Below are 25,368 nucleotides of genomic sequence, written 5' to 3' on the forward strand. Positions count from 1 at the left end.
TCTGCGTTATGCGCCGTTTTTCAGCGCTTCCAGCTCTTCCCACCGTTCAAAGGTGGTTTCCAGCTCCTGCTCCGCCTGCGCCAGCGCATCCAGCACCGGCTGCGTTTTGTCGTGCGGCTGGCTGAAGAAATCCGGATGACTCATCTGCGCCTGCAGCTCACCGATACGCGTCTCCAGCTGCTCCAGCTTTTGCGGCAGCTGTTCCAGTTCACGCGTCAGGTTATAGCTTAGCTTGCCTGCGCTGCGTTTGGGGGCGTCGGCTTTTTCTGCCGGTTTAGTCGCTGCGCTTTTGACCGGTGCAGCTTTGGTCTGCTTGTAAGCGGCGCGCTGCTGCTGCGCATCATGGTAGCCACCGACGAAGGTACCGATCTCGCCGTTGCCTTCAAAGATCCAGCATTCGGTCACGGTGTTATCCACAAACTGACGATCGTGGCTCACCAGCAGTACGGTGCCCTGATAGCCATCCACCAGCTCTTCCAGCAGCTCGAGCGTTTCGACGTCGAGGTCGTTGGTCGGTTCGTCAAGGATCAGCAGGTTGCTGGGCTTGAGGAACAGACGCGCCAGCAGCAGGCGGTTACGCTCGCCGCCGGACAGCGCACGCACCGGCGTCATGGCGCGTTTCGGGTGGAACAGGAAGTCCTGCAGATAGCCGAGCACGTGGCGCGGCTTGCCGTTGACCATCACTTCCTGTTTGCCTTCCGCCAGGTTGTCCATCACGGTTTTATCCGGATCCAGCTCCGCGCGGTGCTGATCGAAGTAGGCGATTTCCAGTTTGGTGCCGCAGTGCACGCGACCGGCATCTGCCTTCAGCTGGCCGAGCATCAGGCGCAGCAGCGTGGTTTTACCGCAGCCGTTCGGGCCAATCAGGGCGATTTTGTCGCCGCGCTGCACCTGGGTGGAGAAATCCTTCACCAGCGTTTTGCCGTCAACGCCGTAATCCACGTTTTCCAGCTCAAAGACGATTTTGCCGGAACGCGCCGCTTCACCGACCTGCATATTGGCTTTGCCCATCACGTCACGCCGTTCGGAGCGTTCACGACGCAGCGCTTTCAGCGCGCGCACGCGGCCTTCGTTACGGGTGCGACGCGCTTTGATGCCCTGGCGAATCCACACTTCTTCCTGCGCCAGCTTGCGGTCGAATTCGGCGTTTTGCATCTCTTCAACGCGCAGCGCTTCCTCTTTGCCGAGCAGGAACTGATCGTAATCGCCCGGCCATGACACCAGCTTGCCGCGATCGAGGTCGACGATGCGCGTCGCCATATTGCGGATAAACGAGCGGTCGTGCGAAATAAACACGATGCTGCCGTTGAAGGTTTTCAGGAAGCTTTCCAGCCAGTCGATGGTTTCAATATCGAGGTGGTTAGTCGGTTCGTCGAGCATCAGCACGCGCGGGTTGCTGACCAGCGCACGGCCCAGCGCGGCTTTACGCAGCCAGCCACCGGAGAGTGACGACAGTTCGGTGTCCGGCTGCAGCCCGATTTGCTGCAGCACATCGTTGATGCGGCTGTCGAGCTGCCACAGGTTGTGATGGTCGAGAATCGTCTGCAGTCGCCCCATTTCGTTGAGGTTTTTCTCGCTCGGATCTTCCATCACCAGGTGCGATATGGCGTGGTAGGCCTTGAGGTGCTCAGCCTGTTCGGCCACGCCTTCGGCAACGAAGTCGTACACCGAACCGGTGATATTGCGTGGCGGATCCTGTTGCAGCCGCGCAACCACCAAATCCTGCTCATAAATAATGCGGCCGTCATCCAGCGGCTGTTCGCCATTGATGATTTTCATCAGCGTCGATTTACCGGCGCCGTTGCGCCCAACCAGACAGACGCGCTCGCCCTCTTCGATATGCAGTTCGGTGTTATCCAACAGCGGCGCATCGCTGAACGACAGGTAAGCGCCATGGATACTGATCAGTGACATAAAACTTATTCCTTACCGGCGTGGCTTACCAGCCAGCAGTTGTGAATTTGACGGTTGCGCGCAAAGTCCTGCGACAGCGTTTTTTGCGTAATTTCCTGCGCCTGCAGACCCAGACGCTGCAAGCCGTCCAGATCCATTTTGAAGCCGCGCTTGTTATTGGAGAACATAATGGTGCCGCCGCGACGCAGCATGCGTTTCAGGTTCTGCAGCAGCATCAGGTGGTCGCGCTGCACATCGAAGTCATCTTCCATGCGTTTGGAGTTGGAGAAGGTCGGCGGATCGATAAAGATCAGATCGAACTGCTCATCGCTTTCGCGCAGCCAGCTCAGGCAGTCCGCCTGCATCAGGCGATGCTGGCGCCCGGTTAATCCATTCAGGCGCAGGTTACGTTCGGCCCACTCCAGATAGGTGCGCGACATATCAACCGTGGTGGTGGATTTGGCGCCGCCCAGCCCGGCGTGCACGCTGGCGCTACCGGTATAGGAGAACAGGTTAAGGAAATCTTTCCCCTGGCTCATCTGGCCCAGCATCTGGCGCGCGATACGGTGGTCGAGGAACAGGCCGGTATCGAGATAATCCGTCAGGTTCACCAGCAGCCGCGCGTTAAACTCCTGCACTTCAAAGAATTCGCCCTTCTCGCTCAGCTTCTGGTACTGGTTTTTGCCCTTCTGCCGTTCGCGGGTTTTCAGCACCAGGCGATTGGCCGGTATCTCCAGTACGCTCAGCGTGGCACCGATTACGTCAAACAGGCGCTGGCGCGCTTTGGTCGCGTCCACGGTTTTCGGCGGCGCGTACTCCTGAATCACCACCCAGTCGGCGTAGCGATCGACCGCCACGTTATACTCCGGCAGATCGGCGTCATACAGGCGGTAGCAGTCAATATTCGACTGGCGCGCCCACTTGTCCAGTTTTTTGCTGTTCTTACGCAGGCGGTTAGCAAAGTCTTCTGCAATCTGTGCGCCGCCTTCGGCGCTGTTCTCCGCCAGCTGGTAGTTCTTCTGTACGCACTCCAGCGGACCGTTTTTCGCTTTAAACTGGCGATCGGCGCGCAGCTGCAGGCAGCTGAGCAGCTCTGGTGAGGCGCTGAACAGCGACAAATTCCAGCCACCAAACTGCTGTTTCATGATGCGGCCCAGCTGGCTGTGCAGCGCAATCAGCGCCGGCTCGCTCTCCAGACGCTCGCCGTACGGCGGGTTACTCAGCACCGTACCGCGCATCGCTTCGCCCGCCAGCGGATTTTTCAGCTGCAGCACATCCTGCTGCGCAAAGGTGAACAGATCGAACACGCCGGCGCGGCGCGCGTTGGCACGTGCCCACTCCAGCACGCGACCATCATTATCATAGCCAAAGAAGCGTGACGTGGTGGCGGCCGTGCCGGCGCGCGCACGCTGCAGCGCGTCGCTGCGCACCTCCTGCCACAGCGCGCTGTTGTGGCGTTTCCAGCGGCTGAAGCCCCAGTGCGAACGCAGCAGGCCCGGCGCGCGATCGCAGGCGATCAGCGCCGCTTCAATCAGCAGCGTACCGGAGCCGCACATCGGATCGACCAGCGGCGTGCCGTTCTGCCAGCCGGAGCGCATCACAATCGCCGCCGCCAGGTTCTCTTTCAGCGGTGCCTGGCCGGTTTGCTGGCGATAGCCGCGCTGATGCAGTGCGGTGCCGCTCAGATCCAGCGCGATGCTAACGCGATCTTTATTCAGCCACGCGTTAATGCGGATGCCCGGCTGCTCGCGATCGACACTCGGACGCTCCAGATTCTGCCGGGTGAAGCTATCGACAATCGCATCTTTGATGCGCAGCGCACCAAACTGACTGTTGCGAATCACCTCATTGGTGCCGCTGAAGTGGATGGCGAACGTGGTGTTGCTGTCAAACAGCTCGCTCCACGGGATGCTTTGCGCGCCGACGTAGAGATCGAGATCGCTCCAGACGCCGAATTCTCCCAGCGGCAGCAAAATACGTGAAGCCAGACGGCTCCACAGCAGGCTTTGGTACATTACGCGGTCGTCGGCTCGGAAGTGGACGCCGCCCTGCACCACCTGCAAATCCTGCGCACCCAGCGCGTCCAGCTCAGTTTTCAACAGCTCTTCGAGCCCACGCGCCGTACTGGCAAACAGAGAATTCATATCGTCACTTTTACTCTTGCTAAAATTGTTGCGCATTATAGCGAATCAGCGTCCTATGTCATAAAGTTAGCTTCTTTTTGTCTGTACGGAGTTGTGATGATTACCCTGTCTCGCCTGTATATTCACCCGGTTAAATCGATGCGTGGTTTGCAGCTGTCACACGCGCAGGTGCTGGAAAGCGGTCTGGCCTTCGATCGCATCTTTATGGTGACCGAAGCGGACGGGACCTTTATTACCGCCCGCCAGTTTCCGGAGATGGTGCGTTTTACGCCCGCCCTGCTGCCCGACGGGCTATTCATCACCGCGCCGGACGGCAGCCAGGCGCTGATCCGCTTCAGCGATTTCAGCGCCCAGCCGGCACCGACGGAAGTGTGGGGCAACCAGTTCACTGCGCGCATTGCGCCTGACACCATTAACCAGTGGCTGAGCGGCTTTTTCCCGCGCCCGGTGCAGCTACGCTGGGTCGGCACTGAGCCGTCTCGCCGGGTAAAACGCTTCGACCAGGTCCCGCTGGGGTTCGCCGACGGCTTCCCTTACCTGCTGGTCAACATGGCGTCGCTGCAGGATCTGCAGCAGCGCTGTCCGGCCAGCGTGCGGCTGGAGCAGTTCCGCCCCAATCTGATCGTCAGCGGCGCCAGCGCCTGGGACGAGGACAGCTGGAAACGTATTAAGATCGGCGAGATCACCTTTGAGATGCCGAAGCCGTGCAGCCGCTGCGTGTTTACCACCATCGGCACCGAAAGCGGTCGCAAGCACCCGCAGGGCGAACCGCTCGCCACGCTGCAGCGCTTTCGCAGCGCGCAGGACGGCAGCGGAGATATCGATTTCGGCCTGAATCTGATTGCGCTTAACAGCGGCATCGTGCGCGTCGGCGATACGGTTGAAGTGCTGGAACGGCAGACGCCGCGCGCTTACGGTGCCGGTGAGGTGGTGGAAACGCTGCAGGCCGCCAGCAGCGCACCGGCCGCCGTGACCATTGGCTATCAGGGTCAGCAGTTTGCCGGCGATAATCAGCAGGTATTACTGGAACAGCTGGAGATGCAGGGCTTTCGCATTCCCTATTCGTGTCGTGCCGGAATCTGCGGCAGCTGCAAAATGACGCTGGTGTCGGGTGACGTAAAGGCGCTGAAGCAGAGCGCGGTGCGCGGCGATGGCACCATTCTCAGCTGCAGCTGTATTCCGAACGGAGATATCGAACTGGCGTAAGCGCTACACCGCGCGGGCGAAGGGCGCGCTGCTCTCCTGCAACTGCGGCTGCAGGCGATCGTTCATGATCTTAATGGCATCGCCGAGCTGCATCCCTTTGCCCGCCACCGTCAGCGCACTCTGCGCCAGCAGACAGAGCGCGGCATTCTCGCCGCTTTCGACCACCAGCAGCTGTGCCTGTTCGCCGCTGTCGGCCAGCGTTACCGCCACCATATCGCCCGCGACGGGCTGCCAGCTGTGCGCATGGCTGGTGAAGTGCCAGCTTTTCGGCATCAGCGGCTTAAGGAAACGGCTGGCCACCAGCGCGTTCAGCACCAGCTCGGCGCGCTGATCGCTTTTTAAACCGCTCTGGCGACAGCGCTCTTCAAAAGTAAAATAAAGCGCAGCGTCATCAACGCAAAAACCGCTGTCATTAAAGGCATCGGGCGTCAGCATTTTGCGCGAGAAGCGCGAGCGAAATAACATTCCATCGGCCAGATCCAGCATCATCCGGTCATGCTCTGCGTCAAAATACCAACGCCAGTTGTCATCGGGTTTGATTTTCATGGGGTGCCCTGTGGATTTACGCTGCGCTAAACGGCGCTGAAATTTAAAATATTGCTTTAAGGAAAAAGCTGAAAATTGTACGAACAGGACAAAATATAAACGAGCCGGAGGGAGAAATAAACCCCCCGGCCTGGGAAAGTGAGAAATGTCTTAGAGATGGGTCACGATATCTTTAATTAAACCCGGACCTTTATAAATAAAGCCTGAGTATATCTGCACCAGCGTTGCACCGGCCGCCATTTTTTCCCGTGCCGCGACCAGCGAATCAATGCCACCGACGCCAATAATAGGCAGACGTCCCTGCAGTTCCTGCGCCAGACGGCGAATCACCTCGGTGCTGCGCGACTGAACCGGACGGCCACTTAATCCCCCCGCTTCGTCGGCATATTTCAGCCCGCTCACCAGCGAACGATCGAGCGTGGTATTGGTGGCGATCACGCCGTCTATTTCGTGGCGCACTAAACTGTCGGCAACCTGGATCAATTCTTCTTCAGAAAGATCCGGCGCGATCTTCACCGCCACCGGCACATATTTCAGATGGCTTTCCTGCAGCGCCCGCTGTTTTAATTTAATCGCCGACAGCAGATCGTCCAGCGCTTCGCCATATTGCAGCGAACGTAATCCGGGGGTATTCGGTGAGGAAATATTGATGGCAATATAACCGGCGTGCGCATACACCTTTTCCATGCAGGTCAGATAATCGTCTTTGCCCTGCTCTACCGGCGTGTCTTTATTTTTACCAATATTGATGCCAAGCACGCCTTTAAAGCGCGCCTTTTTCACATTCTCTACCAGGTGATCAACGCCGAGATTATTAAACCCCATGCGGTTGATGATACCTTCCGCCGCCACCAGCCGGAACATGCGGGGTTTGTCATTGCCCGGCTGCGCGCGTGGCGTCACCGTGCCCACCTCGACAAAGCCAAAGCCCATGGCACCAAAGGCATCAATGCACTCCGCGTTCTTATCCAGCCCCGCAGCCAGGCCCAGCGCGTTCGGAAAGGTCAGCCCCATACAGGTCACCGGGCGTGACGGCAGCGACTGACGAATCAGCCCTTCCAGCGGCGTGCCGCTGATGAAGCGTAACTGTTGAAAGGTGAGTTCGTGCGCGCGCTCTGGATCGAGCTTAAACAGCGCCGGCCGGACGATAGGATATAGCATGCACTCTCCTGAATGGCGGAAGCTTCGTGAAAGTCGGGTGCACGGGAATTTGTGCGCCAGAATGGTAAGGTGCTCTGGCGCAAAAGTAAATTACTCTGGGATGCAACAATTTGATCGGTATCAGCGTCGGGCGGAATAGCGTCCCAGACGATCGCGGCAGGCCTGTAAGCCGCTGTAAATCGCCGGGCAATACCACAGCAGTTTCAGTCGCGCGTTGTGCTGTAACACTTTACGCACCAGCTGATTCACCTGCGGCTGCCACTCGGCGGGCACCGTCATGTGATTTTTGCGGATTTGCGTCAGGCAGCCGTGCATCACCGTCTGGTAATAGTCATCCAGCAGCGCCTCATCGTGCGGTAGTTGCTGCTGCTGCAGGAACTGCTCACTGCCGGCGCGGGCGATAAAGTAATTTTTCACCCACGAGAAGTCGCGCGTGCTCTGCGACAGAGAACTCAGCATGAAGCGTTTGTAGTAGTAGCTCTGGCTGGTGCAGTACAGCGCGCGCGCCTGCAGATAAAGGGCGAACATAAAGGGCGCGTCTTCATGGTTCTGGATCGGCAGAAACTGCAGATCGAGCTGGTCAATCAGGCGACGCGAGATGATGCTGCTCCAGATCACCCGATGCGCCGACTGATGCTGAATCAGCGTGCGCAGCGTAGCGCTGCCGCCCGGCAGCAGGCCGCTGACGTGGCGCTGATGGATGGTCTGATAATGGCGCTGCGGCGCTGGCAGGTCGAAAAACATTTTCGCGCCAAAGCAGAACAGATCAATCTCCGGGTGACGGGCCTGCACGCGGCGGAAATCGGCGAACAGTTCAGTCGAGACGAAGTCGTCGGCATCCATAAAATAGACGAAATCGCCGCTGGCTGCGGCCAGCCCCTTCATGCGCGCGGCACTGACGCCGCCGCGTCCGCCACTCAGCAGCGTCACCTGCGGATGCTGCGCAGCAAACGCCGTCAGCCAGGCCACGCTGTCATCGCTCGAGCCATCATCAATAATGATGATCTCTTCCGGCGGCGATGACTGGCGAAGCAGCGATCCCAGGGTTTCCGGCAGCCAGGGCGCGCAGTTCCAGTTAGGGATAATTACCGAAACCGTCGGCGTGCGGCGTGATGTCATGCTCATCCTCTTTCCTCTGCGTTAACAAGCGGCGCGCGCAGGCGTTTTAGCACCAGGCTATGTAACAGACAGCACACGCCAAGGTTAAAGGCCCCGATCAGCCCCAGCCACAGCAGGTTGATCCAGCGATTCTGGTTCCACTCAATCGGCAACAGCGTGCTGAGCCAGGCAATCAGCGCCGACACCGCCCAAATCAGCGCTACGTCGCGCGTCAGCCAGCTGAAATGAATGCCCGGCGCAAAGCGGCGATGCACCAGCCACGCCCAGCCAACTAAATAGAAGATATTCTGCCCCAGCCACAGCCAGCCGGTGCCCAGCGCCCCGTAATGGACGGCACACCAGATGTTGAGCGGCACCAGCACGACGGCAAAACAGGTGAATCCCTGCATGTGCAGTTTCAGATTGCCGTTAACGTATTGCAGGTGATACAGCAGGCCGCAGATCGCCTGGATACCGCTGCCGAGCGCATAGAGGCTAAGCACAAACGCCATCTCTTCGACAATTTGCGGTTTCTGCGTCCACGCCCACAGTAGCGGTCCGGCATAGCAGGCAATGGTGATGCTGAGCGGGGCCATAAAAATTGCCACCGCCTGGGTGGTATAGCGATAGAGCTTCAGCGATTCGGCATCGCCCTGCTGACGGGTTTTCATGCCGGTCATGCGCGGCACAATCGCCTGCATAATCGGACTGCTCAGCAGCAGGATACCGGTCGCGGCCGTGGCGACCACGGTGAACGAGCCGTATTCACTCAGTGGCAGGGTTTTTGACAGCACCAGCCGGTCAATCTGCGAAATAAAGGTCCACACGGCACTGGAGAAGGCGGCGCTCAGCGCAAAGCGGATAAAGGGTTTGAGCACGCCTTTGAGATCGTCGCGCTTCTCTTTGCGCGCTGCGCGGGGCACCAGCTGACAGGATTTCCAGATACAGCAGGCGGCTTCGGCAATCGAGACCAGCAATTGCCAGATAAAGAAGGTCAGCAGCGGATTCGGGAACAGCTGGATCACCAGTACCGCGCCAAAAGTACGCAGCGTGGTAATGATCAGGTTCACGCCGTTGAGCCAGACCTGATGCTCAAAACCGACAATCACGCTGCGATACGGGCTGGTACGCCAGCGAATCGCGGCGGTGATCACCATGATCGCCACGGCCACCACCACATCACTGGCGGGCAAGTGCTGCGCATCCAGCCAGTGCGTGGCAATCCATGGCGTCGCCAGCCAGCCGAGCACCACCAGCACCAGGGTGGAGAACAGGAAGAAGCGGGTCAGCGTGGCAAACAGCGCCGGAAACCAGACAAACTCTGCCTGATTTGCCCGGTAGCGTGCCGCCTCGCGCATCAGCGTGGTTGAAACGCCCGCGTCCAGCAGCTGCAGCCAGGTCAGCAATATAGAAAAGAAGCCCACGAGACCGTAAGCTTCCATACCTAAATGCTGAATATACAGGGGAACTACTAAAATACCTGACAGCGTCAGATAGATCTGGCCAACATAGTTGGCAATCGCGTTACGTTTGATAGACATAAAAACTCTGGCGTCTGGGTATTTTTCTCAGTGTTAACAGCGTGACACAAAAATACCTCAGCGCCCACGGGAGTAATTCTTAAAATTAACGCTGGCGCTATCTCAGCGGCTTTTTCTCATTTTCATCAGTGAGAAATAGAGGTCGGGCTGTTTCAGTAACAGTTTTTCCATTGTGCTCTGCGGTGAAAACTGATCGGCAAAGTAGCGCACCGCGTGCCGCACATTATTAGAGAACTGCGTTTCAGCGTTTAATTCCTGCTGTACCAGCTGTAATAACCCGCTGCGTAAATAACTCTGGCGATAACGGTTTCGCTCCGGAATAAAGTGTGACAAACGGGTGACCTTTTCATACTCCGTCATAAATTGCTGATAGCTGGGTGGCGGATTAACCGTGGTGACCTCATGCTCAGCGCGAGCATCCAGCAGCCATACCGTTTGCGTATTTAACAGGCCGGCCAGCATCACATCCTGAATGCGTACCAGCGGAGCGGCATTTTTCACCAGCGCGGCGCGCAGGATGACCGCATAGTTATTCTGCTGCCACAGGCGCTGCGCCTGCAGCTGCTGGAACAGCTGCAGCGACGACTGCAGGCCGCTGCTCAGTGCGCGTGGTGCCAGTGAAACCAGCATGCAGTTGAGCTCCGGGCGCTGATGGCTGAGCGTTGCCACTTCCTGCAACAGTGCAGCAGAGGGCGCAAAGCCGTCGGCGGCAAACAGTAAGAACGCGTCGTCGCTGACGCTCTCCGCCGCTGGCTGTGGCACAGCGGTAAACTGGCTGTGCGCGGCATCCGGCTGCAGCAGATAACACAATAGTGGATTAACGTTATCAGCCGCGACGCGCGCGGGCTGAGCGGCAACCGGCTCAGCCGGGTGCACTAACAGAGCAGACCTTCCCATATTCCTCTCCCTAAAAATAATACTGAATAATGGCCAGACAAAAATCCGCCCAATTAAGGCGCAAATAAGGCAGTGACTTTTTTTTAGCGTAAGAAAACTCAATCAATTATAAACAGCCCGCCGACGGCATGACTATTGGCCCTTGCCAGACTGGCTGATAATTTACCGTTTATTGTTAAGCGCAACTGAAGCAATCCCGGCCAGAGTGCTGAAGTAATACGTAATATCGGTAACAGGAAACGCGTTAAACGGTGCGATTTTAATAAAACGCCACGCTTTGACACACTTACTCGCTAATTTGAGACCAGCTTAAAATGGAACATTCTAAACAGCCACTACGAAAAATCCTGGTGCCCGCTTTAAACTTACGTCAGCGTTTGTTTGCTACTCCTTAAATTACCTCATCTATTTCTTCTTAAGCCTGACGACAATGGCGCGCCCGGCGATATGTGTCGACGGTTACACCTCTGATTTAACCAGGCAACAGCGCTTTTAATCATTCTCACCTTGCCCGTGACGGAAGCCGCTAATGAAAACCCGGCAATCTGCGGGTGCAATTCAGATTAACCTTAGAGGCGCTTTTCCCTTCCTTTATAAGAGGGCGCTATTCCCGCCTGACGGCTATCCATTGCCGGATAAATCATTTACGCCTCGCCGCCTGCTCTGTCAGGATTGAACGCATCAGTTCTCAATAATTGCTAATCAATAACTTTCAGTTATAAGGAGTGACCATGCGGGTTATTACGCTGGCGGGGAGTCCGCGTTTTCCTTCACGTTCTACGGCGCTGCTGAGTGTGTGCCAGCGGGCGCTGGAAGCGCGTGGCGTTGAGGTGATTCCGTGGAACATTCACAACTTTCAGCCGGAAGATTTGCTGTATGCGCGCTTTGACTCACCGGCACTGACCGCGCTTAAAGCGGATTTAGCGCTCGCGGAGGGGCTGATCGTCGCCACACCGATTTATAAAGCCTCTTTCTCTGGCGCGCTGAAAACCCTGCTCGACCTGCTGCCAGAGCGGGCGCTGGAACATAAAGTGGTGTTGCCGCTGGCGAGCGGCGGCAGCGTGGCGCACATGCTTGCCGTTGACTACGCGCTGAAACCGGTGCTGAACGCGCTGAAAGCGCAGGAAGTTCTGCACGGCGTGTTCGCCAACGATACGCAAATCACCCACTACGACCGCCAGCCTGAGCTGGATGCGCTGCTGAGCGAGCGCATTGATGAGGCGCTGGAAACCTTCTGGCAGGCGCTGCACCGTCGTCATCAACCCTATGCTCAGGCTGTATAAAGGAACCGCGATGAAAAGGATGTTAACCCGCTGGCTGCTGCCGACCGTTACCGCGCTGTTTGCCCTGACCCTCGCGGCTCAGGCTGCCGAAGCGCCAGCACAATTCCGTATCGGCTATCAGAAAGGATCGGTCAGCATGGTGCTGGCCAAATCGCATCGGCTGCTGGAGCAGCGCTTCCCGACCACCAACATTCAGTGGATCGAGTTTCCGGCCGGTCCGCAAATGCTTGAGGCACTGAATGTGGGCAGCATAGATCTGGGCAGCACCGGTGATATCCCGCCGCTGTTTGCTCAGGCCGCCGGGGCGGATTTGCTGTATGTCGGCTCGGAGCCACCGAAGCCGCAGGCTGAAGTGATTCTGGTGCCGAAGGACAGTCCCATCCACAGCGTGGCGCAACTGAAAGGTCATAAAGTGGCGTTCCAGAAAGGCTCCAGTTCACACAATCTGCTGCTGCACGCGCTGGAACAGGCCGGCCTGAGCTTTAACGATATTCAGCCGATTTATCTGACGCCAGCCGATGCGCGCGCCGCGTTTCAGCAGGGCGATGTTGACGCCTGGGCGATCTGGGACCCCTACTATTCCGCTGCGCTGCTGCAGGGCAACGTCCGTGTGCTGGTGGACGGCAGTAAGCTGAACCAGACCGGTTCGTTCTACCTCGCCACGCGCAGCTTTGCTACCGAGCACGGTGACTTCGTGCAGCAGGTGCTGCACACCTTTAGCGAAGCCGACGCGCTGACGCGTAGCCAGCGCCAGCAAAGTATCGATCTGCTGGCACAGGCGATGGGCCTGCCGAAGTCAGTGATCGCCAGCTACCTTGACCATCGTCCTCCGACCACCATTACGCCGGTCAGCGCCCACACGGCGCAGGCCCAACAGCAAACTGCCGATCTGTTTTATGCCAACCATTTAATGCCGGTCAAAGTCACCATCGCCGATCGCATCTGGCAGCCACAGCCGGCCCGGCCATAAGGAAATTTATCATGAGCGTATCCGTATTCTGGTTTCTTCCCACCCACGGCGACGGCCACTACCTCGGTACCGCCGAAGGTGCGCGCCCGGTGGACCACGGTTATCTGCAACAGGTGGCGCAGGCCGCCGATCGCCTCGGTTTTGGTGGCGTGCTGATCCCCACCGGCCGGTCGTGTGAAGATGCGTGGCTGGTGGCCGCATCCCTGATTCCGGTGACGCAGCGCCTGCGGTTTCTGGTGGCGCTGCGCCCGGGGGTGATTTCCCCGACGCAGGCCGCACGGCAGGCCGCTACGCTCGATCGTCTCTCCAACGGTCGCGCACTGTTTAACCTCGTCACCGGCGGCGATCCGGAAGAGCTGGCGGGCGACGGTGTTTTCCTCGATCACCGCGAGCGTTATGCCGAATCCGCGGAGTTCACCCGCGTCTGGCGCCGGGTCAGCGAGGGTGAAACGGTTGATTACGAAGGCAAGTACGTCAAAGTGCGCGGTGCACGATTGATGTTTAAAGCGGTGCAGCAGCCACGTCCACCGCTGTGGTTCGGCGGCTCTTCAGATGCGGCGCAGGATCTGGCCGCGGAGCAGGTGGATGTCTATCTGACCTGGGGCGAACCGCCGGCGCTGGTCAAAGAGAAGATTGAACAGGTGCGCGCCAAAGCGGCGGCGCAGGGGCGCACGGTGCGCTTCGGCATTCGTCTGCACGTGATTGTGCGTGAAACCAATGAGGAAGCATGGCAGGCGGCAGACCGGCTCATCGCCCATCTTGACGATGCCACCATTGCTAAAGCGCAGGCGGCTTTTGCCCGCACCGATTCAGTCGGTCAGCAGCGCATGGCCGCGCTGCACGGCGGACGGCGCGATCGGCTGGAGATCAGCCCGAACCTGTGGGCTGGCGTCGGTCTGGTACGCGGCGGTGCCGGGACTGCACTGGTGGGCGACGGTCCGACGGTCGCGGCGCGTATGCAGGAGTATCAGGATCTCGGCATCGAGACCTTTATTCTGTCTGGCTATCCGCATCTGGAAGAGGCCTATCGCGTGGGCGAGCTGCTGTTCCCTCATCTCGACCTGGCCGTGCCGGAAATCCCGCAACCCCGCGTAGTGCAGGCGCACGGTGAAGCGGTCGCCAATGATTTCACCCCGCAAAAAGTCGCGCAGAGTTAAGGAGTTGCATATGGCAAAGGTCAAGAAACAGCTGAGCAATGCCCTGCTGCCGTGGGCGCTGCCAGTGCTGCTGGTGGTGGTGTGGCAGATTGCCTCACAGGCCGGCTGGCTGTCGACGCGCATCCTGCCCTCGCCGGAGAATATTGTCATCACCTTCTGGCATCTCGCGGCCAGCGGTGAGTTGTGGCAACACCTCGCCATCAGCGGCTGGCGAGCGGCAATCGGCTTTGCCATTGGCGGTTCGATTGGTCTGATTCTCGGGCTGATTACCGGCACGTCGCGCACCGGCGAACGGTTGCTGGATACCTCGGTACAGATGCTGCGTAACGTGCCGCACCTGGCGCTGATCCCGCTGGTGATTCTGTGGTTCGGCATCGACGAGTCAGCCAAAATTTTTCTTGTGGCGCTCGGCACGCTGTTCCCTATCTACCTCAATACCTATCACGGCATACGGAATATTGACCGCGGCCTGGTGGAGATGGCGCGCAGCTATGGTCTCTCCGGCTGGAGCCTGTTTATTCAGGTGATTTTGCCGGGCGCGCTGCCGTCAATTATGGTTGGCGTGCGCTTTGCCCTCGGTCTGATGTGGCTGACGCTGATCGTGGCCGAAACCATCTCGGCCAACTCCGGTATTGGTTATCTGGCAATGAACGCCCGTGAGTTTCTGCAAACCGATGTGGTGGTGGTCGCCATCATTCTCTATGCCCTGCTGGGCAAACTGGCCGACGTGACGGCACAGCTGCTGGAGCGTGTCTGGCTGCGCTGGCATCCGGCTTACCAATTGAAGGAGGAGAACGCATGAGCAACGCAACGCTAAGCCCGGCGCGCCTGAACCGCGGTACCCCGGTGGGCGTCAATGGCGTCACCAAGCAGTATGGCAATCGCACCATCCTGAATCATATCGATTTACATATTCCGGCCGGCCAGTTTGTCGCGGTGGTCGGCCGCAGCGGCTGCGGTAAAAGTACCCTGCTGCGCCTGCTGGCCGGGCTGGAATCCACCACGCACGGTGAACTGCTGGCGGGCAACGCGCCGCTGGCCGAGGCGCGCGAAGATACCCGCCTGATGTTTCAGGATGCGCGTCTGCTGCCGTGGAAGAAAGTGATCGATAACGTTGGCCTCGGTCTGAAAGGCCGCGAGTGGCGCAGCGCCGCGCTGGAAGCGCTGGCGGCGGTCGGTCTGGCCGATCGTGCACATGAGTGGCCGGCGGCGCTTTCCGGCGGACAGAAACAGCGGGTGGCCCTGGCGCGGGCGCTGATTCATCGTCCCGGCCTGCTGCTGCTCGATGAACCGCTCGGCGCACTTGATGCGCTGACGCGCATTGAAATGCAGGGCCTGATTGAGTCGCTATGGCAGCAGCATAATTTTACCGTGTTGCTGGTGACGCACGATGTTAGCGAAGCGGTGGCGATGGCCGATCGCGTGCTGCTGATTGAAGAGGGTCAGATCGGGCTGGATTTGGCGGTGGATTTACCGCGTCCGCGCCGCAAAGGATCGGCGCGTCTGGCCGAGCTGGAAGCCGAGGTACTGGATCGGGTGATGAAGCGGGGAACCTCAGAGCAGCCCCTGCAGTTCGCGCAGCAGCGCTGAAGGAACAGGTGCGCATAAAGGTACAAACCGGCCACATGGGTAACACTTTAGACCGGGCACATGGGTAACAGTTATAAACGGCATAGCAGAGGAGACTCACTATGCCCTGGACTGAGACTGTTACCATGCAACGCCTTGAATTCATCCTCGCCTGCCAGGCAGGCGGGGAATCCATGACGCAGCTGTGTCACCGCCACGGCATCAGCCGCAAAACCGGCTACAAGTGGCTCAGCCGCTTTAACCCCGGCGAGCTCTCCTCGCTTGAAAATCTCTCCCGCGCCCGCCATCTCCAGCCCGATAAAATCGCCCCCGACATCGCCGCGCGCCTTGTTCAGTTCCGCCAGCAGCACCCCGACTGGGGGCCAAAAAAAATCCGCCACTGGTTCCTCAGCAACGGCGCTGACTTCATCGTGCCCGCCGCCAGCACCATCGGCGACCTGCTGAAGGCGGCGGGAATGGTGCAGCCGCGGACGCCGCGTAAGCGAACGCCGGGCAACCTGCGCAGTCTCACGACACCCGTGAGGAATAACCACGTCTGGAGCGCTGATTTTAAAGGGCGCTTCCGCCTGAAAGACGGCAGCTGGTGCCGCCCCTTCACGCTCACCGATAACCACAGCCGCTACCTGCTGTCCTGCGAGCCGGGCACGTCGGAGACCACGGTGTTCGTGCGCGGCTGCATGGAAAAGGCCTTCCTGGAAGGCGGGCTGCCCGACGTTATCCGCACCGACAACGGCTCGCCCTTCGTTGCGCCGGGCATCCTCGCGCTGACGCAGCTGAGCGTGTGGCTGATAAAACTGGGGATACAGCCGGAAAGAACCGCACCGGGCTGTCCGGGGCAGAACGCCCGCCACGAGCGGATGCACCGGTCGCTGAAGGTCGCCATGAGCCATCACGACGTCTTTGGCTCGCTGCCAGAGCAGCAGGCGTGGTGCAGCGGATGGCGGAACGAGTTCAATCAGGAAAAGCCGCATGAGGCACACGGGCAGCAGCCGCCCGCAAAAATATGGACGCCTTCACCGCGGAAATGGAACGGAAAAGTGCCGGAGGTGGGTTATCCGGAGGGGGCGAAGCTGTACAAAGTCGGTGAAAAAGGCGACCTGAGGCTGAACGGGCGGACCTTCCTGAGCGCAGCGTTACGGGGCGAGTACGTGCGGTTCCTGGAAGTGGACGACGGCATTGACGTCATCCTCTTCGACAGGCTCATCCTTGCGTATTATGACCGGGCAGAAAAGCGTATTATCCGGATCGACTGACCACAAAAAGTGTTACCTGTGTGCCCGGTCTGATCTGTTACCCATGTGCCCGGTCGTACCTAAATGCGCACCCTACGGGGTCGTGCATCGTTGCCATTAATGGTAATGAAACACGTACCGTGCGTAATCCGTGTAGGGTCGCCATTCATGGCGACCTGAGTGATTACGCGTTCAGCGCTTTGGTGATCTTCTCGTACAGATCGCCGGACAGATTCTCCAGCCCCTGCAGCGTTTCCAGCGCCTTGCGCATCAGCGCCTGACGTTCGGCATCATAACGCTTCAGACGAATCAGCGGCTCAATCATGCGCGCTGCCACCTGCGGGTTGCGGCGGTTGAGATCGGTCAGCATCTCCACCAGGAATTGGTAGCCGCTGCCATCTTTGGCGTGGAAGGCTGCCGGATTGGCCGAGGCAAACGCGCCAATCAGTGAACGGATGCGGTTCGGGTTACCCATGGTGAACGAGCGATGCGTCAGCAAGCTACGTACCTTGCTCAGCACGTCAGCCGCCGGGCTGGTGGCCTGCAACATAAACCACTTATCCATCACCAGACCATCCTGATGCCAGCGCTCGTCGTACGCCGCCAGCAGCGCATCACGGCACGGCAACTGCGCCGCCACCGCCGCTGACAGCGCGGCCAGCGCATCGGTCATGTTGCTGGCTTTGTCGTACTGCGCCTGCACCAGTTTGCTGGCCTGCTCCGCGTCCGCAAACGCCAGATAACTCAGGCAGACATTCTTCAGCGCGCGCTTGCCGATCTCAGCATGCTCGACTTTGTAGTCGCTGCTCTGGTTGGCGAGATACACCGCATAGAATTCATCGCTCAGCTCATTCGCCAGCGTGCGCACCAGCGCCGCGCGGACTGCGGCAATCGCCAGCGGGTCGATCACTTCGAACAGCTCGGCGATCTCGTTCTCTGACGGCAGCGTCAGGATCAGCGCCATCAGCGCCGGATCGCCCTGCTCATCCAGCAGCACCGCGCGGAAAGCATCGGCGACGTGCAGCGGCAGCGACAGCGGCTGGCCCTGCTGATGGCGCGCCACGTTGAGGCGGATATACGTCGCCAGCAGGCTTTGCGCGGCATCCCAGCGCGAGAAGTCGTTGCGCGCGTGGCGCATCAGGAAAGTCAGCTGCGCATCGCTCCATTTATAGTCGAGCTTCACCGGTGCGGAGAATTCCCGCAGCAGCGACGGCACCGGCTGGAAATAGACGTTGTCGAAAATGAAGGTCTGGAACTCGTCGGTGACGTTCAGCACGTGATGAACCGGATGACCGTTGTGCTGCAACGGAATGACCTTGCCTTCGCCGTCATACAGTTCGATATCCAGCGGAATGTGCAGCGGCAGCTTCTCCTTTTGATCGGCGGTCGGGGGCGTGTGCTGCGTGACGTGCAGCGTGTACTGCTCCAGCTCCGGGTTGTAGTCATCACGCACCGTCAGCACCGGCGTGCCCGACTGACTGTACCAGCGGCGGAACTGTGACAAATCGACGTTGGAGGCATCTTCCATCGCCTGCACGAAATCATCACAGGTGGCGGCGCTGCCATCGTGACGCTCGAAATAGAGCTGCATCCCCTGCTGGAACTGCTCTTCACCCAGCAGCGTGTGCAGCATGCGAATCACTTCAGAACCCTTCTCATACACCGTCAGGGTGTAGAAGTTGTTCATTTCGATCACCTGATCCGGACGGATCGGATGGGCCATCGGGCTGGCATCCTCGGCGAACTGCGCGCCGCGCATCACGCGCACATTATCAATACGGTTGACCGCGCGCGAGCCGAGATCGGAGCTGAACTCCTGATCGCGGAAGACCGTCAGACCTTCTTTCAGGCTGAGCTGGAACCAGTCGCGGCAGGTGACGCGGTTGCCGGTCCAGTTGTGGAAATATTCGTGACCAATCACGGCTTCAATACCGAGATAGTCTTTGTCGGTGGCGGTTTCCGCTTTGGCCAGCACGTATTTGGAGTTGAAGACGTTGAGGCCTTTATTCTCCATCGCGCCCATGTTGAAGAAATCCACCGCGACGATCATAAAGATATCGAGGTCATATTCGAGGCCGAACCGCTCTTCGTCCCACTTCATGCTGGCTTTGAGCGAGGTCATCGCCCAGTCCGCACGGTCGAGGTTGCCGCGATCGACAAAAATTTCCAGCGCCACGTTACGGCCGGAACGGGTGGTAAAGCTGTCACGCAGCACATCGAAATCGCCGGCGACCAGCGCAAACAGGTAGCAGGGTTTCGGGAACGGATCCTGCCATTTCACCCAGTGACGACCATCCTCGTGCTGACCGCTCTCCAGCTTGTTACCGTTGGACAGCAGGTACGGATAGCTAGCCGCGTCGGCGATCAGGGTGGTGGTGAAGCGCGCCAGCACGTCCGGGCGATCGAGATACCAGGTGATATGCCGGAAGCCTTCGGCTTCACACTGGGTGCAGAGCGCCTCGCCGGATTTATACAGCCCTTCCAGCGCGGTGTTTTTATCCGGATGGATTTCATTAATGATGGTCAGGGTAAAGTTGTCCGGCAGCTGGCTGATGATCAGTGCGCCCTGCTCTTCGCGGTAGTGCGGCCACGGATTGCCATCCACCGCCAGCGACAGCAGCGTCAGCGCCTCACCGTCCAGACGCAGTTCAGCCTGCTGCGCGCCAAGGCGTTTTACCTGACTGACGGCGGTGACGCGCGTGGTCGCCGCATCAAGATCAAACGTCAGGTCGATATCGGTGATGGTGTAGTCCGGCGCCCGGTAGTCGTGGCGATATTTAATTTGCGGCTGTTGCGTCATAAATCCTTCTCGCATCGTTAATATATTCAACCCTTAGAGTCTAAGCGGGTTGCGCCCGGGTTGCCACGCACAAAGCGTGCGTTGCGCCAAAAGTCTACAATTCATTAACAATGGCACAAATGACCCTCGACCTGTCACCTGCAATTATGGTGTGATCGCGGTGATTACTGTTTTATACTCCTGCGTCTTTATGACTTTGTTGAATACCGGGCTCTGCTCCGCGGAAGAGGATGCTGAAACGCACCATGACTGGACACGCTTCCCCGATTTTGACCACGCTGCTTGATACCGATGCCTATAAGCTTCACATGCAGCAGGCCGTTTATCATCGTTACTACGATGTCCCGGTAACGGCAGAATTTCGCTGCCGCAGCGATGAGCAGCTCGGCCAGTATGCCGACGCCATCCGCACGCACATTACTGCCATGCAATCTCTGGCGCTGAGCGATGACGAATATCGTTACCTCAGCAGCTTACCGTTTTTCCAGCAGGATTATCTCGACTGGCTGCGCCAGTTCCGCTTCGATGCCTCGCAGGTTGAGGTGCGCGACGATCACGGACATCTGCGCATTCAGATTCGCGGCCCGTGGCGTGAAGTGATTCTGTGGGAAGTGCCGCTGCTGGCGCTGATCAGCGAAGTGGTACACCGTCACCGGACGCCGGAAAGCGGCGCGGAACAGGCGGTGGCGCATCTGCAGCAGAAGCTGGTGCACTTCCGTGAGCAGGTAGGCGATCTCGATATGTCGCGCTTCCAGCTGATGGACTTTGGCACACGCCGTCGTTATTCGCGCGCGGTGCAGGAAGCAATTGTCAGCACGCTGAAAAACGAATTCCCGTGGCTGCTGGGCACCAGTAACTACGATCTGGCGCGCCGGTTGCAGCTTAACCCGGTCGGAACCCAGGCACATGAATGGTTCCAGGCGCATCAGCAGATCAGCCCGGTACTGGCCAACAGCCAGCGCGCGGCATTGCAGTCGTGGCTGGATGAGTACGATAACCAGCTCGGCATTGCCCTGACCGACTGCATCACGATGGACGCCTTCCTGCGTGATTTCGGCCCCGGTTTTGCCCATCGCTATCAGGGCCTGCGCCATGATTCGGGCGATCCGGTGGAGTGGGGAGAAAAAGCCATTGCGCATTATCAGCGGCTGAATATCGATCCGCTCAGCAAAACGCTGGTGTTCTCCGACAATCTCAACCTCGATAAAGCGCTGGCGCTGTATCGTCATTTCGGTCAGCGCGCGAACGTGGTATTTGGCATCGGCACCCGCCTCACCTGCGATATTCCCGGCGTCACGCCTTTGAATATCGTGATCAAACTGGTGAGCTGCAACGGTAAACCGGTGGCCAAACTCTCCGACAGTCCCGGTAAAACCATCTGCCAGGATAAAGCCTTCGTGCGCGCCCTGCGCAAAGCCTTCGACCTGCCGCTGGTCAAACGCGCCAGCTAATTGGCCTGAGCAGGGTGCCTGCGCCCTGCTCTGCGCCAGAAAATCTCTTTATTCTCCGGCAATTTTGCTTGTTTCCTGGTGGCTCGCAAGTAACATAGCTAAACCCCGGAATGGGGCTTATTTCACTCCATCTTCATTTATATAGAGAGATTTTTATGAGCGTAGTGCCTGTAGCGGATGTACTGCACGGCCGTGTCGCGGTTGACAGTGAAGTCACCGTACGTGGTTGGGTACGTACCCGAAGAGATTCCAAAGCCGGTCTTTCCTTCATCGCCGTTTATGACGGTTCCTGCTTTAATCCCGTTCAGGCCGTCGTCAATAATTCTCTGAATAATTATCAGGATGAAGTGCTGCGTCTGACCACCGGCTGTTCGGTGATCGTCACCGGTAAAGTGGTGGAGTCGCCGGGTGAAGGCCAGGCATTCGAACTGCAGGCGACCCAGGTTGAAGTCACCGGCTGGGTGGACGATCCGGATACCTATCCGATGGCGGCTAAACGTCACAGCATCGAATACCTGCGTGAAGTGGCGCACCTGCGTCCGCGCACCAATATTGTCGGTGCCGTGGCGCGCGTACGTCATACGCTGGCGCAGGCGCTGCATCGCTTCTTCCATGAAAACGGCTATTTCTGGGTCTCCACGCCACTGATCACCGCCTCTGACACCGAAGGTGCTGGCGAGATGTTCCGCGTTTCAACGCTGGATCTGGAAAACCTGCCGCGCGACCCGCAGGGCAAAGTCGATTTCGATAAAGACTTCTTTGGTAAAGAGGCTTTCCTGACCGTTTCCGGCCAGCTGAACGCCGAGACCTACGCCTGTGCGCTGTCCAAAGTGTATACCTTTGGCCCGACGTTCCGTGCCGAGAACTCGAATACCAGCCGTCACTTAGCGGAATTCTGGATGCTGGAGCCGGAAGTGGCGTTCGCCACGCTGGACGATGCAGCTGACCTGGCGGAAGCGATGCTGAAGTACGTGTTTAAAGCGGTGCTGGAAGAGCGCGCTGATGATATGGCGTTCTTCGCCGAGCGCGTCGACAAAGAAGCCATCGCCCGTCTGGAGCGCTTCATCACCACGGATTTCGCCCAGGTAGACTACACCGACGCCGTCGACATCCTGCTGAAAAGCGGTCAGAGCTTCGAGAACCCGGTGTCATGGGGTGTCGATCTCTCTTCCGAACACGAGCGTTATCTGGCGGAGAAACACTTTAAAGCGCCGGTGGTGGTGAAGAACTACCCGAAAGATATTAAAGCGTTCTATATGCGTATGAACGACGACGGCAAAACCGTAGCGGCGATGGACGTGCTGGCGCCGGGCATCGGTGAAATCATCGGCGGCTCGCAGCGTGAAGAGCGTCTTGATGTGCTGGATGCGCGTCTCGCTGAAATGGGCCTGAATAAAGAAGATTACTGGTGGTATCGTGATCTGCGTCGCTATGGCACCGTGCCCCATGCCGGCTTCGGTTTAGGTTTCGAACGTTTGATCGCCTATGTCACCGGCGTACAAAATGTAAGAGACGTTATCCCGTTCCCACGCACGCCACGTAACGCGAATTTCTAGGATTTAAGATTAAATATAAGAAATTCATATATATATTGAGGTCGGCCCTGCCGGCCTTTTTTTATTTTTGTAAATTTTGAGTTCTCTCACAAAGTTCCCGATATTTTACAAATTGTAATACAATTTTGCTTTTTGATACGTAATTACGAGAATTGAATCATTTTCGGGCTAGAATTAGCAACCCCGTGATGGAAAGATGCGTGCAGACACAGGAGACATCAAACTTCTTTCAAGGTTCCCGTAAAGGTTTCTTGACGGCAGTGGCAGATGTCCAAATAACTCCAATGAGGGTAATAAATAATGATGAAGCGCAACATTCTTGCAGTGGTTATCCCTGCTCTGTTAGCTGCCGGCGCAGCAAACGCAGCAGAAATCTATAACAAAGACGGCAACAAACTGGACCTCTACGGTAAAGTTGATGCGCGCCATCAGTTCTCTGATGACTCAAGCTCAGACGGCGACAAATCTTACGTTCGTTTCGGCTTCAAGGGTGAAACTCAGATTACCGACCAGCTGACCGGTTACGGCCAGTGGGAATACAACGTACAGGCTAACGTTGCTGAATCACAGGGCACTTCTGGTTCTAAAACTCGTGTTGGCTTCGCCGGTCTGAAATTTGCTGATGCAGGCTCCTTCGACTACGGCCGTAACTACGGCGTTCTGTACGACGCAATGTCCTACACTGACCAGCTGCCAGTATTCGGTGACGATACCCTGTATCAGGACAACGACAACTTCATGGCCGGTCGTTCTAACGGCCTGGCGACTTACCGTAACAGCAACTTCTTCGGTCTGGTTGACGGTCTGGCATTCGCTGTTCAGTATCAGGGCAAAAACGAAGGTCGCGGTCCACGTTATGACAACGGTGACGGCTGGGGTACCTCTCTGTCCTATGACACTGGTATGGGCATCAGCGCAGTGGGTGCATACTTCTCTTCAGATCGTACCAATCAGCAGCAGCTGGATGGCAACGGTGAGAAAGCAGATGCATACGGTTTCGGTCTGAAATACGACGCCAACAACGTCTACCTGGCTGCCTTCTATGGTGAGTCTCGTAACCTGACTCAATATGGCAATAACAACGACGGCACTGGCGCTACCGGCCCTGACTTCAACTTCGCTGCCAACAAAGCGCAGGCTTTCGAAGTGGTTGCTCAGTACCAGTTCGACTTCGGTCTGCGTCCATCCATCGCTTACCTGCAGTCTAAAGGCAAGGACCTGAACGGCGCGACTGGCCACGGTTCAACCTTCGCTGGCGGCGATGCTGACCTGGTTAAATATATCGAAATCGGTACCTACTACTACTTCAACAAAAACATGTCCACCTACGTTGACTACAAAATCAACCTGCTGGACGACAACGACTTCACCCGCGCTACCGGTACTTCTACCGACGACGTTGTTGGCGTTGGCCTGGTTTACCAGTTCTAATCTGCCGATTCGAACTGCGTAACACCTCAGAAACGGAGCCTTCGGGCTCCGTTTTGCATTTCAGTGATCGGGCTCCCGATTAGCGCCATTACTTTATACGCCACAGTTATTTCTTTTTTATGTCAGCGGTTGGCAAGCGTTGCGTCTGACGTTAACCTGATAGCTCATTTTGCTAAAGTTCACCCAAACGGAACTGACTCATGTTTGAATCAATCTCTGCCGCACCAGCCGATCCTATTCTGGGACTGGCTGACCTGTTTCGCGCCGACGACCGCCCGAATAAAATCAATCTTGGCATTGGTGTTTATAAAGATGAAACCGGCAAAACGCCGGTGCTGACCAGTGTGAAAAAAGCTGAGCAGTATCTGCTGGAGAACGAGACCACCAAAAACTACCTCAGCATTGATGGTCTGGCTGATTTCGCGCGCTGCACGCAGGAACTGCTGTTTGGCAAAGAGAACGCGCTGATTAGCGCTGGCCGCGCCTGCACCGCGCAGACGCCGGGCGGTACCGGTGCGCTGCGCGTCGCCGCGGATTTCCTCGCTACGCAAACCAACGTCAAACGCGTCTGGGTGAGCAATCCCAGCTGGCCGAACCACAAAAACGTGTTCAACGCCGCTGGTCTGGAAGTGTGTGATTACCAGTATTACGATGCGGCGACCCACAGCCTCGACTTCGACGGCATGCTGGCCTCGCTGCAGGAAGCGCAGGCGGGCGACGTGGTGCTGTTCCACGGCTGCTGCCATAACCCGACCGGTATCGATCCTACCGCTGACCAGTGGCAACAGCTGGCGCAGCTGTCGCTGGAGAAAGGCTGGCTGCCACTGTTCGATTTCGCCTACCAGGGCTTCGCACGCGGTCTGGATGAAGATGCTGAAGGCCTGCGCATTTTCGCAGCGTCCCATCAGGAACTGATTGTCGCCAGCTCCTACTCGAAGAACTTTGGTCTGTACAACGAGCGTGTCGGTGCGCTGACGCTGGTAGCGGCAACGGCCGACGTGGCGAAGACAGCATTCAGCCAGGTGAAATACAGCATCCGCGCCAACTACTCTAACCCGCCGTCGCACGGTGCTGCCGTGGTCGCCACCATTCTCGGTAACGACGCGCTGCGTACCATCTGGGTGCAGGAGCTGACCGACATGCGCCAGCGCATTCAGCGCATGCGTCAGCTGTTTGTGAATACCCTGGCGGAGAAAGGCGCACAGCGCGATTTCAGCTTCATCATCAAACAGAACGGCATGTTCTCGTTCAGCGGTCTGACCAAAGATCAGGTGGTGCGTCTGCGTGAGGAGTTTGGCGTGTATGCGGTGAATTCCGGTCGCGTTAACGTGGCAGGCATGACGCCGGATAATATGTCGGCGCTGTGCGAAGCGATAGTCGCCGTGCTGTGACCAACGAAAAATGGGCCTGAT

19 protein-coding genes are annotated in these 25,368 nt (G+C 57.9%); 11 read left to right on the top strand and 8 right to left on the bottom strand.

The window, feature by feature from the left end; genetic code table 11:
• Positions 1-6: 6 nt before the first annotated feature.
• Positions 7-1,914 (bottom strand): ABC transporter ATP-binding protein, encoded by a 1,908-nt coding sequence (locus E7738_RS07435; RefSeq protein ID WP_058775386.1) that lies wholly within the window; start codon positions 1,912-1,914, stop codon positions 7-9.
• Between the two features lie 5 nt (positions 1,915-1,919).
• Complete coding sequence (rlmKL, locus tag E7738_RS07440) at positions 1,920-4,037, bottom strand: bifunctional 23S rRNA (guanine(2069)-N(7))-methyltransferase RlmK/23S rRNA (guanine(2445)-N(2))-methyltransferase RlmL (RefSeq protein WP_222985456.1); 2,118 nt, start codon at positions 4,035-4,037, stop codon at positions 1,920-1,922.
• A gap of 96 nt (positions 4,038-4,133) precedes the next feature.
• Here rlmKL and E7738_RS07445 point away from each other — a divergent pair, with 96 nt between their 5' ends.
• Positions 4,134-5,243, top strand: a complete 1,110-nt coding sequence (locus E7738_RS07445) for a YcbX family protein (protein ID WP_021508315.1) — start codon at positions 4,134-4,136, stop codon at positions 5,241-5,243.
• A 3-nt stretch (positions 5,244-5,246) separates the two neighbouring features.
• Here E7738_RS07445 and E7738_RS07450 read toward each other — a convergent pair whose 3' ends face one another.
• The 5 genes from E7738_RS07450 to E7738_RS07470 all read right to left on the bottom strand — a co-directional run bounded on the left by E7738_RS07450 (position 5,247) and on the right by E7738_RS07470 (position 10,486).
• Positions 5,247-5,789, bottom strand: coding sequence for a cell division protein ZapC (locus E7738_RS07450; RefSeq protein WP_058759732.1), 543 nt, complete (start codon positions 5,787-5,789; stop codon positions 5,247-5,249).
• A 150-nt stretch (positions 5,790-5,939) separates the two neighbouring features.
• Positions 5,940-6,950 (bottom strand): quinone-dependent dihydroorotate dehydrogenase, encoded by a 1,011-nt coding sequence (gene pyrD, locus E7738_RS07455; RefSeq protein WP_021508317.1) that lies wholly within the window; start codon positions 6,948-6,950, stop codon positions 5,940-5,942.
• Positions 6,951-7,070: 120 nt separating this feature from the next.
• Positions 7,071-8,075, bottom strand: coding sequence for a glycosyltransferase family 2 protein (locus E7738_RS07460; protein ID WP_058780800.1), 1,005 nt, complete (start codon positions 8,073-8,075; stop codon positions 7,071-7,073).
• Complete coding sequence (locus E7738_RS07465) at positions 8,072-9,589, bottom strand: lipopolysaccharide biosynthesis protein (RefSeq protein WP_021508319.1); 1,518 nt, start codon at positions 9,587-9,589, stop codon at positions 8,072-8,074. Before E7738_RS07465 ends, E7738_RS07460 begins: the two co-directional genes overlap by 4 nt.
• A 102-nt stretch (positions 9,590-9,691) precedes the next feature.
• Positions 9,692-10,486: a hypothetical protein gene (locus tag E7738_RS07470; RefSeq protein ID WP_031279850.1), complete on the bottom strand. Its 795-nt coding sequence runs from the start codon at positions 10,484-10,486 to the stop codon at positions 9,692-9,694.
• A gap of 731 nt (positions 10,487-11,217) precedes the next feature.
• Here E7738_RS07470 and ssuE point away from each other — a divergent pair.
• From ssuE to E7738_RS07500, 6 genes are all read left to right on the top strand, one after another.
• A complete protein-coding gene (gene ssuE, locus E7738_RS07475; RefSeq protein ID WP_166718649.1) occupies positions 11,218-11,769 on the top strand; it encodes an NADPH-dependent FMN reductase in 552 nt (183 codons plus the stop codon).
• Positions 11,770-11,779: 10 nt separating this feature from the next.
• On the top strand, positions 11,780-12,739 hold the full coding sequence (locus E7738_RS07480; RefSeq protein ID WP_249217874.1) for a sulfonate ABC transporter substrate-binding protein: 960 nt from the start codon (positions 11,780-11,782) through the stop codon (positions 12,737-12,739).
• 11 nt (positions 12,740-12,750) lie between these two features.
• On the top strand, positions 12,751-13,896 hold the full coding sequence (gene ssuD, locus E7738_RS07485) for an FMNH2-dependent alkanesulfonate monooxygenase (protein ID WP_058775379.1): 1,146 nt from the start codon (positions 12,751-12,753) through the stop codon (positions 13,894-13,896).
• A gap of 10 nt (positions 13,897-13,906) precedes the next feature.
• Positions 13,907-14,698 (top strand): aliphatic sulfonate ABC transporter permease SsuC, encoded by a 792-nt coding sequence (ssuC, locus tag E7738_RS07490; protein WP_021508324.1) that lies wholly within the window; start codon positions 13,907-13,909, stop codon positions 14,696-14,698.
• Positions 14,695-15,486 carry an aliphatic sulfonates ABC transporter ATP-binding protein gene (gene ssuB / locus E7738_RS07495; protein WP_021508325.1) on the top strand — a complete coding sequence of 264 codons (792 nt, stop codon included), beginning with the start codon at positions 14,695-14,697 and terminating at the stop codon, positions 15,484-15,486. Before ssuC ends, ssuB begins: the two co-directional genes overlap by 4 nt.
• A gap of 125 nt (positions 15,487-15,611) precedes the next feature.
• On the top strand, positions 15,612-16,739 hold the full coding sequence (locus tag E7738_RS07500; protein WP_196368259.1) for a DDE-type integrase/transposase/recombinase: 1,128 nt from the start codon (positions 15,612-15,614) through the stop codon (positions 16,737-16,739).
• 163 nt (positions 16,740-16,902) lie between these two features.
• On the opposite strand, the gene pepN is transcribed toward E7738_RS07500, so the two are convergent.
• The gene (pepN, locus tag E7738_RS07505) at positions 16,903-19,518 is read right to left on the bottom strand and encodes an aminopeptidase N (RefSeq protein ID WP_104186973.1); all 2,616 of its coding nucleotides are present in this window, start codon (positions 19,516-19,518) and stop codon (positions 16,903-16,905) included.
• A 230-nt stretch (positions 19,519-19,748) separates the two neighbouring features.
• On the opposite strand from pepN, the gene pncB reads away from it, so the two are divergent.
• The 4 genes from pncB to E7738_RS07525 all read left to right on the top strand — a co-directional run bounded on the left by pncB (position 19,749) and on the right by E7738_RS07525 (position 25,347).
• A complete protein-coding gene (gene pncB, locus E7738_RS07510) occupies positions 19,749-20,969 on the top strand; it encodes a nicotinate phosphoribosyltransferase (protein WP_081317687.1) in 1,221 nt (406 codons plus the stop codon).
• Positions 20,970-21,124: 155 nt separating this feature from the next.
• Positions 21,125-22,525, top strand: a complete 1,401-nt coding sequence (gene asnS / locus E7738_RS07515; RefSeq protein WP_394516247.1) for an asparagine--tRNA ligase — start codon at positions 21,125-21,127, stop codon at positions 22,523-22,525.
• 300 nt (positions 22,526-22,825) lie between these two features.
• Positions 22,826-23,956, top strand: a complete 1,131-nt coding sequence (gene ompC, locus E7738_RS07520; RefSeq protein WP_104186977.1) for a porin OmpC — start codon at positions 22,826-22,828, stop codon at positions 23,954-23,956.
• A gap of 200 nt (positions 23,957-24,156) precedes the next feature.
• Positions 24,157-25,347, top strand: a complete 1,191-nt coding sequence (locus E7738_RS07525) for an amino acid aminotransferase (RefSeq protein ID WP_021508330.1) — start codon at positions 24,157-24,159, stop codon at positions 25,345-25,347.
• Positions 25,348-25,368: the final 21 nt, after the last annotated feature.

It is taken from the genome of Pantoea sp. SGAir0430, assembly GCF_043549295.1.